This window comes from Streptomyces umbrinus (assembly GCF_030817415.1).
Classification (GTDB): Bacteria; Actinomycetota; Actinomycetes; order Streptomycetales; family Streptomycetaceae; genus Streptomyces; species Streptomyces umbrinus_A.
Map to the genome: position 1 here is coordinate 11,412,979 of NZ_JAUSZI010000002.1, position 16,602 is coordinate 11,429,580.

Annotated in this window: 16 protein-coding genes; 9 read left to right on the forward strand and 7 right to left on the reverse strand. The window is 69.8% G+C overall.

The window, feature by feature from the left end; translation table 11 throughout:
* Positions 1 to 142 precede the first annotated feature (142 nt).
* Positions 143 to 1,156, reverse strand: a complete 1,014-nt coding sequence (locus QF035_RS50620; RefSeq protein WP_190231241.1) for a LacI family DNA-binding transcriptional regulator — start codon at positions 1,154 to 1,156, stop codon at positions 143 to 145.
* A gap of 158 nt (positions 1,157 to 1,314) precedes the next feature.
* Here QF035_RS50620 and QF035_RS50625 point away from each other — a divergent pair, with 158 nt between their 5' ends.
* Positions 1,315 to 3,915: a PA14 domain-containing protein gene (locus QF035_RS50625; protein WP_307529442.1), complete on the forward strand. Its 2,601-nt coding sequence runs from the start codon at positions 1,315 to 1,317 to the stop codon at positions 3,913 to 3,915.
* A gap of 157 nt (positions 3,916 to 4,072) precedes the next feature.
* Here the strand turns inward: QF035_RS50625 and QF035_RS50630 are convergent, their stop codons facing one another.
* Positions 4,073 to 5,275 (reverse strand): sensor histidine kinase, encoded by a 1,203-nt coding sequence (locus tag QF035_RS50630; protein WP_307529444.1) that lies wholly within the window; start codon positions 5,273 to 5,275, stop codon positions 4,073 to 4,075.
* Complete coding sequence (locus QF035_RS50635) at positions 5,266 to 5,928, reverse strand: response regulator transcription factor (RefSeq protein ID WP_307529446.1); 663 nt, start codon at positions 5,926 to 5,928, stop codon at positions 5,266 to 5,268. Before QF035_RS50635 ends, QF035_RS50630 begins: the two co-directional genes overlap by 10 nt.
* A 144-nt stretch (positions 5,929 to 6,072) precedes the next feature.
* Here QF035_RS50635 and QF035_RS50640 point away from each other — a divergent pair, with 144 nt between their 5' ends.
* The 3 genes from QF035_RS50640 to QF035_RS50650 are packed head-to-tail and all read left to right on the forward strand — an operon-like array spanning position 6,073 to position 9,491.
* Positions 6,073 to 7,347, forward strand: a complete 1,275-nt coding sequence (locus tag QF035_RS50640) for an ABC transporter permease (protein ID WP_307529448.1) — start codon at positions 6,073 to 6,075, stop codon at positions 7,345 to 7,347.
* A gap of 36 nt (positions 7,348 to 7,383) precedes the next feature.
* Positions 7,384 to 8,772, forward strand: a complete 1,389-nt coding sequence (locus tag QF035_RS50645; RefSeq protein ID WP_307529449.1) for an ABC transporter permease — start codon at positions 7,384 to 7,386, stop codon at positions 8,770 to 8,772.
* Positions 8,769 to 9,491, forward strand: coding sequence for an ABC transporter ATP-binding protein (locus QF035_RS50650; RefSeq protein ID WP_307529451.1), 723 nt, complete (start codon positions 8,769 to 8,771; stop codon positions 9,489 to 9,491). The genes QF035_RS50645 and QF035_RS50650 overlap by 4 nt, the downstream gene beginning before the upstream one ends.
* 29 nt (positions 9,492 to 9,520) lie before the next feature.
* Here QF035_RS50650 and QF035_RS50655 read toward each other — a convergent pair whose 3' ends face one another.
* Together QF035_RS50655 and QF035_RS50660 are read right to left on the reverse strand one after the other, a co-directional pair.
* Positions 9,521 to 10,066, reverse strand: a complete 546-nt coding sequence (locus QF035_RS50655; RefSeq protein ID WP_307529453.1) for a hypothetical protein — start codon at positions 10,064 to 10,066, stop codon at positions 9,521 to 9,523.
* 95 nt (positions 10,067 to 10,161) lie between these two features.
* Positions 10,162 to 11,013, reverse strand: coding sequence for a class I SAM-dependent methyltransferase (locus QF035_RS50660; protein WP_307529455.1), 852 nt, complete (start codon positions 11,011 to 11,013; stop codon positions 10,162 to 10,164).
* 186 nt (positions 11,014 to 11,199) lie between these two features.
* Between QF035_RS50660 and QF035_RS50665 the strand changes: the two genes are divergently transcribed.
* Positions 11,200 to 11,682 carry a DUF6069 family protein gene (locus tag QF035_RS50665; protein ID WP_307529457.1) on the forward strand — a complete coding sequence of 161 codons (483 nt, stop codon included), beginning with the start codon at positions 11,200 to 11,202 and terminating at the stop codon, positions 11,680 to 11,682.
* A 135-nt stretch (positions 11,683 to 11,817) separates the two neighbouring features.
* Here the strand turns inward: QF035_RS50665 and QF035_RS50670 are convergent, their stop codons facing one another.
* A complete protein-coding gene (locus tag QF035_RS50670; RefSeq protein ID WP_307529459.1) occupies positions 11,818 to 12,345 on the reverse strand; it encodes a hypothetical protein in 528 nt (175 codons plus the stop codon).
* 842 nt (positions 12,346 to 13,187) lie between these two features.
* Between QF035_RS50670 and QF035_RS50675 the strand changes: the two genes are divergently transcribed.
* Both QF035_RS50675 and QF035_RS50680 read left to right on the forward strand, forming a co-directional pair.
* A complete protein-coding gene (locus QF035_RS50675; RefSeq protein ID WP_307529461.1) occupies positions 13,188 to 13,364 on the forward strand; it encodes a hypothetical protein in 177 nt (58 codons plus the stop codon).
* A 76-nt stretch (positions 13,365 to 13,440) separates the two neighbouring features.
* Positions 13,441 to 13,587: a hypothetical protein gene (locus QF035_RS50680; RefSeq protein WP_307529463.1), complete on the forward strand. Its 147-nt coding sequence runs from the start codon at positions 13,441 to 13,443 to the stop codon at positions 13,585 to 13,587.
* 24 nt (positions 13,588 to 13,611) lie between these two features.
* Here QF035_RS50680 and QF035_RS50685 read toward each other — a convergent pair whose 3' ends face one another.
* A complete protein-coding gene (locus QF035_RS50685; protein ID WP_307529466.1) occupies positions 13,612 to 14,232 on the reverse strand; it encodes a hypothetical protein in 621 nt (206 codons plus the stop codon).
* Positions 14,233 to 14,474: 242 nt separating this feature from the next.
* Here QF035_RS50685 and QF035_RS50690 point away from each other — a divergent pair, with 242 nt between their 5' ends.
* Together QF035_RS50690 and QF035_RS50695 are read left to right on the forward strand one after the other, a co-directional pair.
* The gene (locus QF035_RS50690; RefSeq protein ID WP_307529468.1) at positions 14,475 to 15,617 is read left to right on the forward strand and encodes a sensor histidine kinase; all 1,143 of its coding nucleotides are present in this window, start codon (positions 14,475 to 14,477) and stop codon (positions 15,615 to 15,617) included.
* Between the two features lie 28 nt (positions 15,618 to 15,645).
* Positions 15,646 to 16,320 carry a response regulator gene (locus tag QF035_RS50695; protein ID WP_307529470.1) on the forward strand — a complete coding sequence of 225 codons (675 nt, stop codon included), beginning with the start codon at positions 15,646 to 15,648 and terminating at the stop codon, positions 16,318 to 16,320.
* The last annotated feature ends 282 nt before the right edge of the window (positions 16,321 to 16,602 follow it).

The window sequence follows — 16,602 nt, forward strand, 5'->3', positions numbered from 1 at the left end:
CCGGCGCTGAGAGCGCTCCCGGGGAGTTTCGGCACTTGCGGTCAACATGGCGTGCACGTCGTTCAGGGGAGTTTTTTACATCGTTGGAAGGAGGCTGTAAACCCTTCCGTCCGAAATCTCGGCCAATTGGTCCGGACCGTGGTCAGCGTCGCCCGAGGGTGCTCTCGCGCTCCACCAGCCGGTATTCCGCGGTCAGTTCACGTCCTCCGGGATCCTGACGGCCCGACAGACTGCGCAGCAGTGAGCCCATCGCGAGGCGGGCGATGGCCTGCTTGTCCGGCGCGATCGTGGTGAGCGAGACGGCTCCGAAACGGCTCTCGGCGATGTCGTCGAAACCCACCACGGCGACGTCCCACGGCACCCTGAGCCCGCGCTCGTGCAGCACTCGCATGGCGCCGATCGCGATGAGGTCGTTGTAGGCGAAGACGGCGTCGGGCCGAATACCCGAGTCCAGCAACCGGGCCATGGCCCGGGCCCCGTCGTCCCGGTCCCAGCCGTCGACGGGCACGACCATGTCGTCCGTGGTCGGCAGGCCCGCCGCCGTCAACTCCGCCCGCCAGCCGTCGAGTCGCAGATGGGCCGGGCGGTTCGCTGAGTCGGTGCGCGCGCCGAGATAGGCGATCCGGGTCCGGCCGCGGCCGATCAGATGACGCACCGCCTCTCGCGAGGCAGCCACGTTGTCGATCGCGATGTGGTCGAAGGGCAGGTCGTACTCGCGCTCGCCGAGCAGCACCAGCGGGACGTCGTCGGCCCGGCCGTGCAGGTCCTCGGCCTCCAGTTCCAGCGGGCTCAGGATCAGCCCGTCGATCACCCGGGCCCGGAAACCCTGGCTGACCAGCAGCTCCTGCTCACGGTCGCCGCGCGTGTGGTCGAGCAGAACCGTGAACTCGTGCTGGGCCGCCGCGTCGATCACCGCGCCGGCGAGCTCGGCGAAGTAGGGATTTCCGAGCTCGGGAACGGCGAGCGCGATGATCCCCGTACGGCCCTTGCGCAGATGGCGCGCGGTGAGGTTCGGCCGGTAGCCGAGCTCGTCGATCGCCTCCTGCACCTTGGCGCGCATCGCCGGTGTGACGTGCGGATAGTTGTTCACGACGTTGGAAACGGTCTTGATCGAGACGCCGGCCCGCTCGGCCACGTCCTTCAGGCTGACCCGCAAGGAATCTCCTCGGCATCGACAGGAGCTCCGCGACCGGAGCTTTGTCATGGACCTGGACAGCGGCCGAGAGCCCGTGCTCTCATGCCAACTGCCTCTGCTTCCAACGTTGTACAGACTGAAGCACCGAGCCGCCACCCTTCCTCAACCAAGGAGGATTCGTGCGCATCAGACCGTTCACACACAGCCTCGCCCTGCTCGTCGCAGCAGTGCTGGGTGCCGCGGGACTGGCCGCAGCACCTGCCGCGACGGCCGCGGAGGATCCCGAGATCCACGGCCTCAAGGGTGAGTACTACACCCAGTCCGCCCCCGGCGCCTTCGACTTCCACGAACTCAAAGCCACCGGATTCGACCCGCAACTCGACTTCGACAACCTGGAACCTCGTCTGCGTTCGGCGACCGGACGGTCGGACGACGTCTCCGTCCGCTGGACCGGCCGGATCGTGCCGGAGAAAACCGGCCCCACCACCTTCTCGATCATCGGCGACAACGGCTTCCGCCTCTGGGTGGACGGGAAACCCGTCATCGACCACTGGGTCGACGACTGGGACCGCGAACAGACCGGCCAACCGGTGGAGTTGACCGCCGGCAAGGCCTACGACATCAAGATCGAGTACTTCGAGCACTACGGAGGATCCAACCTCCACGTGCGCTGGACGCCGCCCGGCGGCACCAAGACCGCCATCCCGCAGTCGGCCTTCCTGCTGCCCGAGGGCTACGACTACAACGGGGCCATCGCCGCCACGGTCCTCAAGGACGGCCGCACCCTGCGGCTCGACTTCGTTCAGGCACTCGCGGCAGCCCCGGCCGGTCTCACCGAGCACCTGGACGCGGTGATCGGCGGAGCCACCTGGCCGCTCGGCCGGACGCGACTGGATCCGGCCAACCCGAGATCGCTGCTGGTCGCGCTCAAGGAACCCGTGGTCGGCAACAAGACCGGCACCGCGCGCGGCGCCGCCGATGTGCGCTACGACGGATCGGGGGGCCTCTCCGGCAAGGACGGCAACGTTGTCAAGGCCTTCTGGAGCAGCGGCTCCAACAAATCCACCTACCAGCTGAGCACCCCGTGGGGCGAGAAGGTCACTCCGGCCAACGCCCACCGCGAGTACCCGAGGCCGCAGCTCACCCGCAGCGACTGGAAGAACCTCAACGGCAGTTGGCAGTTCGCCGCGGCGAAGGCGGGCGAACAGCCCCCGGTGGGCCGGAAACTCGCCGAGAAGATCCTCGTCCCGTACCCCGTCGAGTCCCAGCTGTCGGGCATCGAGCGGCACGAGGACCGGATGTGGTACCGGCGCACCTTCACCGTCCCGTCCGACTGGAGGATCGGCTCCGCCAAGCGCCTGCAGCTCAACTTCGGCGCGGTCGACTGGCGCTCCGAGGTCTACGTCAACGGCACCAAGGTCGCCGAACACAAGGGTGGCTACGACAAGTTCAGCGCCGACGTCACCGATGCCCTCAAGCCCGGCCGCACCCAGGAGCTGATCGTCGGCGTCTACGACCCGACCGACGCCGCGAGCGGCGAGAACCCGCCCATCGGCAAGCAGCGCCTCGACCCCAGCGGCATCTGGTACACCCCGTCCTCCGGTATCTGGCAGACCGTGTGGATGGAGCCCGTCGCCACCGACCACGTCGACTCGCTGAAGCTCACCCCGGACGCCGGTGCGGGCACCCTCACCGTCGAGCCTCAGGGCGTACGCCCCGGACTCGCCGTCACCGCGACCGCGTACGACGGCAAGCGGAAGGTCGCCACCGTCACCGGACGCACCGGGAGCCCGCTCACCCTGAAGATCAAGAATCCCCGGCTGTGGTCGCCCGACGACCCCTTCCTGTACGACCTGAAGGTCAGCGTCGGCTCCGACCGCGTCAACAGCTACTTCGGCCTGCGGTCCATCACCGTGGAGAACGTGAACGGAACTCCCCGAACCGTCCTCAACGGCAAACCGGTCTTCATGATGGCCACCCTCGACCAGGGGTTCTGGCCGGACGGCCTGCACACCGCTCCCAGCGACAAGGCCCTGGCCTATGACCTGAAGATGCACAAGGCGATGGGCTTCAACTCGGTCCGCAAGCACATCAAGGTCGAACCCGACCGCTGGTTCTACTGGGCCGACCGGCTCGGCCTGCTGGTGTGGCAGGACATGCCGGCCATGACGGCAGGCGTGAACCCGTCCACCGCGGCCCGCGCCGAGTACGAACTAGAGATGAAGCAGATGATCGACGAGCACATCAGCAGCCCGTCCATCGTCATGTGGGTCACCTTCAACGAAGGGTGGGGCCAGTACGACGTGGGCCGTATCGCCACACAGGCCAAGGCCTGGGACCCGACCCGCCTGGTCAACAACCAGTCGGGCCTCAACCTCGGCGCCGACGGCGGCACCGGCGACATCATGGACGAGCACGGCTACCCGAGCCCCGCGCTGCCACCACGCCCGGACGGCAAACGGGCCACGGTCATGGGCGAGTACGGCGGCCTCGGCCTCGCCGTACCCGGACACGCCTGGTCGGTGCAGCAGTCCTACGTCGACGTCGACCCGGCCACGTACACCGACGACTACCTCACCAAGCTCGCCGAGGTGCACGCCCTGGCCTGCAAGGGCGGCAACGGCGCGGTCTACACCCAGATCGCGGACGTCGAGGGTGAGCTCAACGGGCTGATCACATACGACCGCAAGGTCGTCAAGCCCGATGTGCCACGGGTCAAGGCGGCCCACGAGGCACTGATCAACGACGTGTCGCGGCCGACTCCCGCCGGCTGCGCCTGACCCGGACCGCCCGGCGAACGGCTCACCCCCGCTCGCCGGGCGGCTCCGGCCCCACACCGCGGACCTGACGCGGTATCGGGCCTCGTCGGAGAGGGGGATAGGAGGCGTACGGATCACCGGGCGCCGGAGCTGAGAAGCGCCGGCCAAGACTCACGGATCACGGGAAACGGACGGTGACGACGAGGCCGCCCGACGGGCCGGGCTCGGCCGTTGCCTCGGTTCCATGGGCCTCGGCGATGGAGCGGACGATGGCGAGGCCCAGCCCGTGGCCCATGGTTCCGATGCGGTCCTGGGCGAGGCGGCGGAACGGCTCGAAGAGGTCCGGTACCCGGTGGGCGGGCACCGGAGGCCCGGTGTTGGCCACGGTCAGCGTGCGGCCGTCGATCAGTACTCGGACCCGGCCGCCGGGGTGGTTGTACTGAATGGCGTTGCGGACGAGGTTGGTCAGCAGGTGACGCAGCAGCACCGGATCACCAAGGACGGTCAACTGCCGGTCTGCCGACACCTCTACGTCCACCTGCTCGCTCTTGGCCTGCGGGGCGAGCTCGGCCACCACCAGCCGGGCCGCGGCCGACAGGTCCACGGTCTCGGTCTCATCCAGGCCGCGATCGCTGCGGGCGAGCAGCAGCAGCGCGTTGATCAGCCGCTCGGCCTCACGGTTGGCGGTGAGCAGGTCCTCGCGTACGTCGGCGAGACCCTCGGGGAGGGGATCGGCGAGGCCGACCTCCAGGCTGGTGCGCTGGACCGCGAGGGGAGTCCTGAGTTCGTGGGAGGCGTTGGCGACGAAGCGCCGCTGGCTCTCGAACGACTTCTCCAGCCGGTCGAGCATGGTGTCGAACGTGTCGGCCAGGCGGTGGAGTTCGTCGTCGGGACCGGTGAGCGCCAGCCGCTGATGCAGGTTCTGCTCACTGATCCGACGGGTGGCCTCCGTCATCGCGGCGACCGGCCCGAGCGCCCGCCCGGCCAGCCACCGGCCGAGCAGTCCGGCCAGCACTGCCATGACGAGCAGCCCGACGGCCGACCAGAGGACCATCTGCCGCAGGGCGGTGTCCTGCACGGCCTGTACGGTCTGGTCCATCTGCCGGATCATGGCGAAGTCGTCGCGAGGCCTGACCAGCGGCGGAACGGTCCCCTGGGGATCCGTGGGTTGCGCGCCCACTGTGGCGAACCCGCCACCGCTCGGCACTTCGCCCTTCCAGATCTCGATTCCCTTGACCTGCTGGGCCGTTCCATAGCGCGCGAGCACCACGACGAAGGCCAGCAGCGCCGCGCCCGCGAGCAGGAAGAGCACGGAGAAGGCCGCGGTCAGCCGGGCGCGGAACGGCATGCCTCGCAGCAGCGCCCGCGGGTTCAGTCGCACAACCGGTATCCCTGCCCCTTGTCGGCGGTGATGAGGCCGGGGTCGCCGAGTTTGCGGCGCAGCCGGCTGACGACGGCCCGTACCACGCTGGTGCGCGGATCGAGGTTCTCGTCCCAGAGAGTGCGTACGAGTTCGTCGTGCGGCACCGCCACCCCCTGGGCCTCCATCAGCAGCCGCAGGACCGCGAACTCCTTGGGTGTCAGTTCCAGCGGCCGACCCTCCACGGACACCTCGTGCCGCGCCCGGTCCAGGGTGATGCCCTCGTGCCGCAGCGCGGCCGGTGGCGACTTGGGCACTCGGCGGCCGAGCGTCCGGATCCGGGCGACCAACTCGGCGAAGTCGAAGGGCTTGGCCAGGTAGTCGTCGGCGCCGAGCGTCGTGAGCCCGTAGACCTTGTCCGTGAGCTCGCCGGCCGCGGTGAGCATCAGGATCCTTGGCGGGTCGGTGAGTTCGCGCAGCCGTCGGCACACCTCGTCGCCCGTCATGACCGGCAGGTCGCGGTCGAGGACCAGCACGTCGTAGTCGGTGAGCAGACACATCCGCTCGGCCTCGTCACCGGAGACGGCGAGATCGACGGCCATCGCCTGCCGACGCAGACCCGTGGCGATCGTACGGGCGAGAACCCGATGGTCCTCGGCTACCAGAACTCTCATGCGCCCCATGAAACCCGGCGCGGCATTGCGGCGGAGTAAGGACAGCGGCTGCGGCGGCACGCCCCGGCATCGCACGGACTGCGCTCTTACGCTCCTGTAACGCGCTTATCCCGCTGCAAAGTGCGCCCTGCTTCTGTCGTGGCCATGAACTTCGTCAAGCGCGCCGGGCTGAGCCTGCGTGCCAGGAAAATCAGGACCGCCGTCCTGCTGGGGATCTTCGTCGTGATCTGCACCCTGCTGCTGGGCGGCTTCCTGCTGCAAGGCGCCACCGCCCGTCAGGAGGCGGACGCACAGCGGACGATCGGCGTCGACGTGACGCTGAAGGGCAAGTCCCTCACCCCGGCGCTGGCGGACCGGCTCGGGTCGTCCCCGCAGGTCCACCGGTACAACCCGCGGCTCCCGATCGAGGCCGGGGCCCGCGGCATCGAGCCGCTGGAGTCCGACGTCCCGAGGCCTGGCGGCAGCCGCACCGGGGCGAAGAGCCAGGGTCCCCTGGTACTGAACGGCGTGCGGGACTCGGGGCTGCTGCTGCCCTTCTCGTACGGCTCGAACAAGATCACAGCCGGGCGTGGCATCACCTCTGAGGACGCCGACCGTCGGGTCGCCATGGTCGAGCGACGGCTGGCCGAGAAGAACGGGCTCAGGGTCGGCGACACCCTCCGCGCGAAGTCCGCCGACGGCAGGCGCACCGTGCCACTCACGGTCGTCGGTATCTTCCGCGACTCGACGCCCGACCCGACGAGATGGACGCCGCCGCATCAGCTGCCCGGCAACACACTGTACGTACCTGTCCGCACGGTTCAGCAACTGAGCCCCGGCGCCGCGGACTTGGCCGAAGCGGTCTTGAGGATCGGCTCCCCGGAACAGGCCGAGCAACTGCATGCCGAGGCCCGGCGGCTCCTCGGCACGGGGTCGTTCGACTTCCGCGTCAACGACAAGGCGTACAAGGACCAGGTCCGTCCGATCCAGCGGGTCGGTACCTTCGCCCGGCTGATCGTCCAGCTCATCGCCTTGGCGGGGGCGCTCATTCTCGGGCTCATCGTGATGCTGCAGATCCGGGAACGCCGCGACGAACTCGGGATGCTGCTGTCGTTGGGCGAGAAGAAGTGGAAGCTCATCGGCCAGCACACCGTGGAAGTTGCCGCCGTCGCCCTGCCCGCGGTGGCCGTCGCCGCCCTGGCCGGTCAGATCGCCGCCCAGCAGGCGGGCGACGCGCTGTTGGGACATCAGGAGTCCGCAGCGCCTCCGCGACCCCGTGCCCCGGACACGCCGGCCGACCCGCCGGAGATGCGTGTCCAGCCGTCCGACCTCGGCAAGGTCGCCGGCATGGGTCTCGGCATCTCGCTGGTCTCCACCGTCGTCCCCGGCATCGGGATTCTCCGCCTCCACCCCCGCTCCATCCTCATCGACAGCGAATAAGCACCGCACCGACACAGACCGGGAGAGCCGACCGACATGAACTTCGTCAAACGTGCAGGGTTCAGCCTGTGGTCCCGCAGGGGCAGGACCCTGATCACCCTGTGCACCTTCCTCGTCATCTCCGTGATGGTGCTGGCCGGGGTACTGATCCAGGACGCGACCGCCCAGGCCAAGAACGAGGCCAAGCGCTCCGTGGGCGCCGAGGTCAACCTGGTGATGGACCTGAGCGGCCAGAACGCCGCCGGTGGCGTGGTGGCCCCTCAGATCAGTGCCGCAACGGTGGAGAAGCTGGGCACGTCCAAGCTGGTCCAGAAGTACAACTACTCCATGTTCGACCGGGGCGTCGTCAAGGGCGGCACCGAGCTGGTCACCGGGGGAGTGGACACCAAGGCCTCCGGCATGGGTCCCGACGGCACCCCGACCATCGGAGTCCTCGACACCGCGCTCCTGTCCGACTTCCGCAGCGGCAAGTTCCAACTCCTGTCCGGAGCGCACCTCACCGCCGCCGACAAGGACAAGCACCTGCTGCTGATCGAGGAGAGGCTGGCCCGGAAGAACGGACTCAAGATTGGCGGCAAGATCACCCTGGGGGCGAACGAAGGCAAGGCCACGGCAGAGTTCACGGTGGCCGGGATCTACCGCGACCCGCGTCCCAGCTCCGAGCCCGAGCCCGAGTACTTCGTCGACCCGGCCAACATGCTGTACGCGTCCATCGGCGGCTTCGCCGGGCTCAACTCCACCAAGGGCACGTCTCTCCAGGCCAGGAATGCGATGTTCCTCCTCCAGGACGCCGGAGACCTGGAGCGGTTCAAGGCGGTGGCCGAGCGGATCGCGGGGTCCGAGCTCGACGGCTTCGAACTGGACGCGAACGACAAGGCGATCCGGCAGATGACGGGCCCTCTGGACAGCATCGGTTCCACCGCCACCCTCGCGATGTGGCTGATCGGCATCGCGGGCGCCGCCGTACTCGTCCTCCTCGTCAACCTCGCGGTCAAGCAGCGCCGCAAGGAGTACGGCGTACTGCTGGCCATGGGCGAGAAGAAGTGGAAACTCGTCGCCCAGCAGGCCCTGGAGATCGTCGCGGTCGCGGCCCTCGCCATCGGCCTGAGCTCCCTGTTCACCCAGAACCTGACCCAGAGCGCGAGCCGGTCGCTGCTCGGCGAAGAGGCCGCCGAAGCCCGGCACAAGCTCGAATCCTGGCAGCCCCCGGCTCCCGGCACCACCGGCATCGACCAGGGCATCGACCCGGACGACCAGCCGGTGGAGAACGCCGACCCCATCGACAGGATCGACATACGCCTCGACCCCGCGGCCCTCGCCACCGTGGGCGCGGTCGGCCTCGGCCTCGGACTGCTCGCCACCGCCATCCCGGCCGCCTCCGTAGTGCGGCTCAGCCCGCGGACCATCCTCACGAAGGGCAAGTGACAGCCACCATGACCACCGCCACCAGCACCGCGACCGCCCCCGAACCCCCGCCCGTCCTCCGGCTCGACGGCGTCAGCCACACCTACATCGGCCAGCGTCGCCGGACCACCGTGCTCAAGAACATCGACTACAGCTTCCGGCGCGGCACCTTCTACACGGTCCTAGGACCCTCGGGCAGCGGCAAGACCACCCTGCTCAGCCTCGCGAGCGGCCTCGACGCACCCACCCGGGGCACCATCAGCTTCAACGGCCAGGACCTGACGAAGCTCGGCCTCGGCCGCTACCGCAACAAGCACTCCGCCACGATCTTCCAGCATTACAACCTGCTCACCTATATGACCGCCCTTCAGAACGTCACCACCGCCATGGAGATCACTGGAGTGAAGCCGGGCAGTGGCGGCCGCAGGGCGCGCGCACTGGAACTCCTGGAGCGGGTCGGCCTGGACAAGCACATGGCGACGCGCAACGTCATGCGGCTCTCCGGCGGCCAGCAGCAGCGCGTCGCCATCACCCGAGCCCTGGCCTGCGACGTCGACATCCTCTTCGCCGACGAACCCACCGGAAACCTCGACGAGGACACCGCCCAGGGCATCATCGACACCTTCCGCGAACTGGCCCATGAGCAGGACAAGTGCGTGGTGGTCGTCACCCACTCCCAGCGCCTGGCGTCCCAGTCGGATCGCGTCCTCACCCTGCGCAAGGGCAAGTTGACGGAGTGACTCCTGGGCGGCTCGCTCTCCGTGTGCGGCTACTCCGGAAGCTCCAGCATGGGTTCACCGCAGGACTGGCATTCGGCGAAGACATCGAGATCGTTGAGTATCTCGGCGTACTCGGGGTGACCCTTGAGGGCCGCCGCGGCGGCGAGCAGGTAGCGGGTGGTGATCTGGTCGTGCTCCGCCGTGGCCAACGTGTCCGCCAGCAGGGTCATGGCCTCGGGGAGGGCCTGACGATAGGCGTCCGCGATGTCGTCGGGCAGGTCGGCGGGAGTGTCGCCGAGTTCGCCGGAACACATGGCCACGAGGCCGACGACGTACAGGTAGTCGTCCCGTTTGGCCGGAGGGAGCCCGCGCGCGATCGTGACGATGTACGGCACGGCCGCGTAGGCGGCGGGCCAGGCGGTGCCCTCGGAACACAGATACGGCCACAGATCGTTGAAGTGCCCGCCGTTCGTGGGGTCGGCCATCAGATGGCGCAACTCGTCGGGCACGAAGGGGGAATCGGGCGCACTGCCCTGCCCCTTGGACCAACCCCGGTGGTCGAGGGCGGGCCAGCGCGGGTCGTCCAAAGGCATCATGGGCGGACAGTGTAGGTGGACCGGATCGCACGTCGGCCGGGAGGTCCCGGTGCCTCTCGGCAGCGAACCGACCGTCTCCGCGGGGCCGAACCCGCCTAGTGGGAGGCGAGCAGCCCGTAGAGGAGAGGGATGCGCGGCGCGCTGTCCGGCAGTCGCCACCAGCCGGACGGGGTGCGGATCATCTGCGGGAAGCGCGGCCAGGGGAGTTCCTCGCTCTCACGGAGCCGGACGATGCGCAGGCCGGCTCCGGCCAACGCGTTGATCACCTCGTCCAGGCCGTGCCTCCACTCGAAGCTCTCCGTCGCGCCGTCGACCGCCGGGCCGTCGGTGTACGTGTGGGTGGAGTTGCCGCGGATGGCACCGCGCCCCTGGAGGTAGTCGTGACGCAGCAGAAGGTCCGGGCCCTCGTCGGGGGCGGGCTTGGGGCCGAGGGCGTTGAGCAGGGGGTGGAACTCGACGAGGTACAGCCGTCCGCCCGGCTTGAGGAGACGGGCGATCACCTCCGCCCAGCGGTCCAGATCCGGCAGATAGCACAGCGCCCCCTTGCCGGTGTAGACCATGTCGAAGCGTCCCTCGCCGAGCGCGTCCACCGCGTCGTACACATTGGCGCGTACGTAGTCGACGGCGCAGTCCGCCTTCGCCGCGAGGTCCCGGGCCGCCGCCACCGACGCCCCGGAGATGTCCAGGCCGACCGTGCGCGCTCCACGCCTCGCGAACGCGAGGGTCTCCGTGCCCAGATGGCACTGCAGATGCGCGACCTCCCGCCCGGCCAACTCGCCGAGGTCCTCCCATTCGAAGGGAGCGAACCAGCGGAACGGATCGGGTTGCTCCTCCACGCCGTAGAAACGGCTGGCCAGGTGTACGGGAGTCCGCGCGTCCCAGTTCGCCCGGTTGGCCTGCATCATCTCCCGGACCACGGGATCGAACCGCTCGGCAGCCTCAGTCATGGAGCCATCCAACCCTGAAATCCGTTCCTGCCGAAGCATCTCAGTGGATCTCGACAAGCCCCTTCGCGAAGTCCCTTGGCACGCACCGCGAAAGAAGTTTCCCGGCGACCGATGAGTTGTCGGGCGGGCCGCGGTCTACCCCTGCGAAAGGCATCAACACCCCACAACGAAGCAGGAGTCAGTGCCATGAGCGCAACCACGCCCCAGACCCGTCCCACCTCGTCCCTGTCCTCCGCCCGGTCCACCCGGTCCGCGCGGCTGCTCGACACGCGCCCCGTGTGGCTGGTCGGCGTACTCGCCACGCTCGCCGGCGCCGTCGTGACCGAGGCGTTCGGGCTCATCGCCCGAGGCGTCGGGGTACCGATGGAGGTGGCAAGTCCCGGCGCCACGGAAGCGGCGGAGATCCCAGTGGGCGGCTTCTTCGGAGGTGTGCTGTTCTGGTCGGTCGTCGGCATCGTCCTCGCGGTGGCCCTGGCCCGCTGGGCGAAGCGGCCCGCCCGCATCTTCGTGGTGACCACCGTCGTGCTCACCGCCCTGTCGATGGCCGGTCCCGCGGTGGCCCCGCACACCGCGACCTCCACCCAGATCGTCCTGGCGGTGTCCCATCTGGTCGCCGCCGCCGTGATCATTCCCGTGGTGGCGCGTCGGCTCTCCCACCGGCGCCCGTGACCCGCGTCGGAAGACGTGCAGCAGCTGTGGCGGCCGGCCCATGTGGGCCGGCCGCCATTGATGTCGTGTGGTGCCGGCGGTGTGCCAAGGCTCAGCCTCGGGCGGGCTCACCCCGAGGTGGCGCCGGCTACGCGGTCAGGCGCAGAGGACGCGGGTCTCGGGCGTGTAGACCGGACCGCCGCTGGTGTTCGAGCTGTCGCTGAACTCCGCGTAGAAGTACGAGTAGAAGCCGATGTTCCCGTTGCAGCCGGAGTCGGCGGCGACCTGCAGGGTGAGCGTGACGGTCCGGCTCTGACCGGGCGGGATGGTGGCGCCGTAGTTGGTGCCGAGGTCGGCGGGACCGGTGCCGGTACACGGAACGCTGCCGGCCGCCGTGGCCAGGCTGCAACCGGTGAAGCCGTACTTGAGATCGGGCCGTTGGGTGGTCAGCCAGGTCGGCTCGATCGTCTGGTGGATGAACCAGACGTCGTAGGTCCTGTTGTTGGTGAGCGTCATCGACAGATTCACCGTGCCGCCCGGGGTCGTGGTGGCGCTGTCGGTGGTGAAGGTCAGATCGGCCGGGCCCGGTTCGGCCGCACTCGCGGTGGGTGCGAGACCGAACAGTGCGAGGACGAGGGCGAGGATGCCGGCGAGACCGATGCGTCTCGTCTGTGTTGATCGCATGACCCGGGAGGCTAGGCAAACCGTGAACGCACCGTCTTCCCCAACGGACACACCAGAGGCGACCCTCGGCCGGAAGCGTGTGTCCGGTGATGCCGTCGTGAAGGCGCCTCCATGAATGGCCACTTCCTGCATTCGCGCACGGCAATGCGGGATCGAGGGCCCGATGAGCGCGGTTCGCCATGCCGGACGGCTCCCTGGATGGGAAGGGGGCGGCGTGGCGGTAATGGCGGATACCGGATGCGTCGTGCGCCGCTGAAGGAGCACCCCCGCGTGCGACGCGACGACAGTTTCGGTCGATCGCGGCGGGCGGAGGGCTGGCGCTGGTCGTGCCGTTGGTCGTCCCGGCCCGCACTCAGGCTCAGCAGATCGCCTGGAACGCGCCGGCCCGGAACGACATCGCCGCCATGCCATGCATGCTGTTCCGGTCCCCGGTGGCCACCGCCGTCGTGCTCGGCGGTGCGACCGTGGCGCTGGTCGCGGCGTTTCGCCGGCGGCGGGGCAACGAGCCTGCTCCCGGCCCCGGTTCGGGCCACGACCCAGATTCGAGCCCGGCCCCGACGCGGGCCCGCGGACCCGTCTCGCGCCACTCGCGCTGTGGGCCCTGGCGCCGTTCCTGCTCACCGTGGCAACGGCACGCTGGCTGCATCTCTTCCTCGACCGCTATCTGCTGTTCACCGTCCCGGCCTGGATCCTGCTGGCGACGATCGGCATTCACCGGCTCACCGCCCGGCCCCGGTCGGCCCGTCGCGTCGCCGCCGCGCTCGTCGCCGTCATCGCCGCGTTCGCCCCGTTCGTCCGGAGCACGGTCACCCGCAACACCCCTCGCGAACCGGACTACCACTGTGGCCCTCAGGGTTCTCGCCGACCAGCGCCCAGGCGACGGCATCGCCTACACCCATCGCCTCAAGCCGCGCCGCGCCCTGGACTTCGAACTGCGCGAAGGTCCCAGGCCCAAGGACGTCCTCCTGCACGACAACCCCGCAGCAGCGCGCCCACCACGAGGCCGGGGAGTGCCCTGACCCCCGCCCGTGCGCCGCCGGATACCGGCGGATCCGGCTCGTGTCCGCCGGTCGGAGCAAGGACCCGTTCTCCGGGATGGGGCAACCGAAGTCGGGACTGCTGCGGGAGGAGTTCCGTACGGTACGCACCGCGGACTTCGCGAATGTGCGACTGCTGCTGTTGGAGCGCCGCCCTGAGCGTGGCCTGACCTCACCGAGCCGGCCGGGACGGCCCTGCGCGTGACGGCGACCACGGTGGTCTGCGTCTTCAGACCGCCACCCGGGCCTGGGCCGTGGGGTGTTGGGCCTCCCGTGCCATGCGCCACAGCGCCGCCGAGAGCCAGATCAGGATGGCGCCGACCAGGATGTGCAGCCCGCTCGTGAGCGGGCTGTCGGACAGGCCGGTGAGGAACGCGAACAGCGGCAGGACGACGGCGTAGCCCCAGGCCGGAGTCCTCGGAAACACCCGGGCGCGGATCATCGCCGCCCCGAACAGGGCACAGCCCACGGCGAACACGGCCGCACAGCCGATGAGCGCGGGGATCGTCGGGCCGGTCAGCACCTCTTCGATGACGTCGTCGTCGAAGTAGAACAGCACGAGGTTCGAGGCGAACGCGGCACTGCCGAACAGGCCGAGGCCGACGAGGTTCACGATGTGTGCCACCTCTGCGAAGCGGCCGGTGGCCGGGCGCTGACGCAGTTGCAGTGCGGTGAGCAGTGGCAGGGCGAACGCGGGGGAGAGGCCGAGCGGGACGCTGGTCGCGGTGGTCTCCCCGGTGAACGCCTCGACCAGCGCGGGCAGGGCGATCAGCAGACCCGACAGCACTCCGCACAGGGCGCCGACGCGATAGGTCGATGAGGTGGTGGGTGAGGCAATGGGTGAGGACATGAGGCCAACTCCGGTTGCTCCGAGGGTTCTGACAGTGGGACAGGCCGCAACCGTAGGGAGCCGCCGATCAGCGGCAGGAGGTGCAGAACGGGGACATCGACGGCCGGAAGTCACCATCTCCCGTGCGCAGGCCAGCCGTTCGGCACGTGTCGTTCGGCCCCAACCGTTCGGAGTTTCCGCGGCGGTGCCGCCGAGCCGTCGCGTTCGGCCTAGCCTGACGACAGTGGGCGAGGGGGGTGTTCATGGCGGCGTACGGGCCCGTGCGATGGGTGCCGCCGCTGCTGTACGGCGCCGTGCTCGTGGGCGGTCTGTACTACGCGGCGGCCGGACTGGGCGACGGCCCCGGGCCGTCGGTGTGGCGGACGGTCGGCTTCGTCACCGCGATCGGGGCGCTGTTCGCCCTGGAAGCCGCGGGACATCGCCGTCCCACGGCCCGGGTGCCGCTGCTGCTGGCGCGCTGCGCCCTGATCGTCGCGGCGGTGGTCCTCGACGCGTCGGACCTGGCCCAAGTGCTGTTCGTGCTGCTGCCGTTCACCGCCTACTTCGCCTTCGGCCGTACGACCGCGCTCGTGCTGGGCGCGCTCTGCCTGGCCGGGCTGATCACCTTGTACGCGCTGACCGCTCCCGGCTGGTACCGCGACCTGGAGCACGTCTCCGACCTGCTGATGCTCTCCGTCGGCCTGGTGCTGGCGCTCTCGATGGCCGCGGTGGCCGTCGGTGAACAGCGCGCCCGGCGGGAACTGGAGGAGTATGCCGCGCGGGTCGCCGAGCTGTCGGCCGCCACCGAACGCAACCGGCTGGCCCGGGACATCCACGACAGTCTCGGTCACCATCTCACCGCGATGTCCGTGCAGTTGGAGATGGCCTCCGACTTCCGGGCCCTGGACCCCGACGCGGCCCAGCGGGCGCTGAACGAGGCGAGGCGTTCGGTGAGGCTCGCACTCGGCGACGTACGGCAGTCGGTCCGCGCGCTGCGCGGCGAGGCGGCGCACCCCACGCTCTCGGCCGTGCTCGCCGGCCTGGCCCACGGCGGCGGTGCCCGGCCGGTGGTCACCGTCGAGGTGACGGGCGACGAGGACGGCCTCGGCGCGGCCGAACTGACCGCCCTGTACCGGGCGGCCCAGGAGGCGGTGACCAACGCGCGCCGCCATGCGCGGGCCGCACGGGTGACGGTGGCGGTCCTGCTGGCCGAGGACACGGCGCGGCTGGTGGTGACCGACGACGGTTGTGGCTTCGTACCGGACGCGGCAGCCAGCGGGTTCGGGCTCCTCGGGATGAGGGAACGGGTGCACCTGGTGGCGGGGAGCGTGGATATCGACAGCGGCCCGGATGCCGGTACGCGGCTTACGGTGACCGTGCCGCGCGGGAAGACGGCGCGGGGATGAGCACGGACGAGCGTGGGCGGAGATGACCATGGACGAGCAGGAGCCGGCACCGCCGGTCCGGGTGCTGGTGGTCGACGACCAGCGGCTCATCCGCGACGGCATCGCCTCGCTGCTCGCGATCCGGCCGGGCATCGCGGTCGTCGGTACGGCCGTGGACGGACGGGACGCCGTGGCGAAGACACTCGAACTGGGCCCCGACGTCGTGCTCATGGACGTCCGGATGCCGGAGATGGACGGGATCGAAGCGGTCGCCGTCCTGCGTGGCCGGGCCCCGGAGTGCAGGGTGGTCATGCTGACGACGTTCGAGGACGAGGAGTACGTCGTGCAGGCGCTGCGGGCCGGCGCCCACGGCTACCTGCTGAAGGACCTGCCGGCCGAGGAACTCGCCCACGCGGTCCGCCTGGCGCACGCGGGCGTCACCCAACTCGACTCGTCCGTCGCCCGCCACCTCACCGCCTCCCTGCCGACCCCCAAGCCCGTCCCAACTGCCCAACCTCCCGCGGCCGTTGCTGCCGTCCTGAGCCCGCGGGAGACGGACATCCTGCGGCTCGTTGCCCAGGGTCACACCAACCGGGAGATCGCCGCGCGGCTGTACCTCAGCGAGGGCACGGTCAAGAACCACGTGTCCCGCATCCTCACCCGCCTCGCCCTGCGCGACCGCACCCAGGCGGCCCTGCGCGCCCGGGACCTCGGCCTGCTGTGAGAACGGCGCACGCCGGCGTTTCAAGTGGCCGCCGCTCGCCGCGCTCCTCGCCCGCGCCATCCTCCGAGCCCTCCACGCCGCCCGCCGAGGTACGACACACATACGCCACCCCCGCGACCCGGACGCCGTGTCCGCCGTCAACCTTGAACTGGTCACCCTCACCGAGGACCTGGCCGTCATCACCTGGTACACCGGCGTGACCGGCAGCGACGACGGATTCGGCCACCTGCTCCCCACGGTGACCGAGGGCGAGGTCGTCTACGGCACCCACCCCGCCCGGCT

What these genes read in the sequence shown, in the direction of transcription:
- QF035_RS50635 (WP_307529446.1), bottom strand. Translation starts at nt 5,928, where the DNA reads ATGAGAGTTCTGGTAGCCGAGGACCATCGGGTTCTCGCCCGTACGATC.
- QF035_RS50655 (WP_307529453.1), bottom strand. Translation starts at nt 10,066, where the DNA reads ATGATGCCTTTGGACGACCCGCGCTGGCCCGCCCTCGACCACCGGGGT.
- QF035_RS50695 (WP_307529470.1), top strand. Translation starts at nt 15,646, where the DNA reads ATGGACGAGCAGGAGCCGGCACCGCCGGTCCGGGTGCTGGTGGTCGAC.
- QF035_RS50660 (WP_307529455.1), bottom strand. Translation starts at nt 11,013, where the DNA reads ATGACTGAGGCTGCCGAGCGGTTCGATCCCGTGGTCCGGGAGATGATG.
- QF035_RS50690 (WP_307529468.1), top strand. Translation starts at nt 14,475, where the DNA reads ATGGCGGCGTACGGGCCCGTGCGATGGGTGCCGCCGCTGCTGTACGGC.
- QF035_RS50685 (WP_307529466.1), bottom strand. Translation starts at nt 14,232, where the DNA reads ATGTCCTCACCCATTGCCTCACCCACCACCTCATCGACCTATCGCGTC.
- QF035_RS50670 (WP_307529459.1), bottom strand. Translation starts at nt 12,345, where the DNA reads ATGCGATCAACACAGACGAGACGCATCGGTCTCGCCGGCATCCTCGCC.
- QF035_RS50645 (WP_307529449.1), top strand. Translation starts at nt 7,384, where the DNA reads ATGAACTTCGTCAAACGTGCAGGGTTCAGCCTGTGGTCCCGCAGGGGC.
- QF035_RS50640 (WP_307529448.1), top strand. Translation starts at nt 6,073, where the DNA reads ATGAACTTCGTCAAGCGCGCCGGGCTGAGCCTGCGTGCCAGGAAAATC.
- QF035_RS50665 (WP_307529457.1), top strand. Translation starts at nt 11,200, where the DNA reads ATGAGCGCAACCACGCCCCAGACCCGTCCCACCTCGTCCCTGTCCTCC.
- QF035_RS50680 (WP_307529463.1), top strand. Translation starts at nt 13,441, where the DNA reads ATGGGGCAACCGAAGTCGGGACTGCTGCGGGAGGAGTTCCGTACGGTA.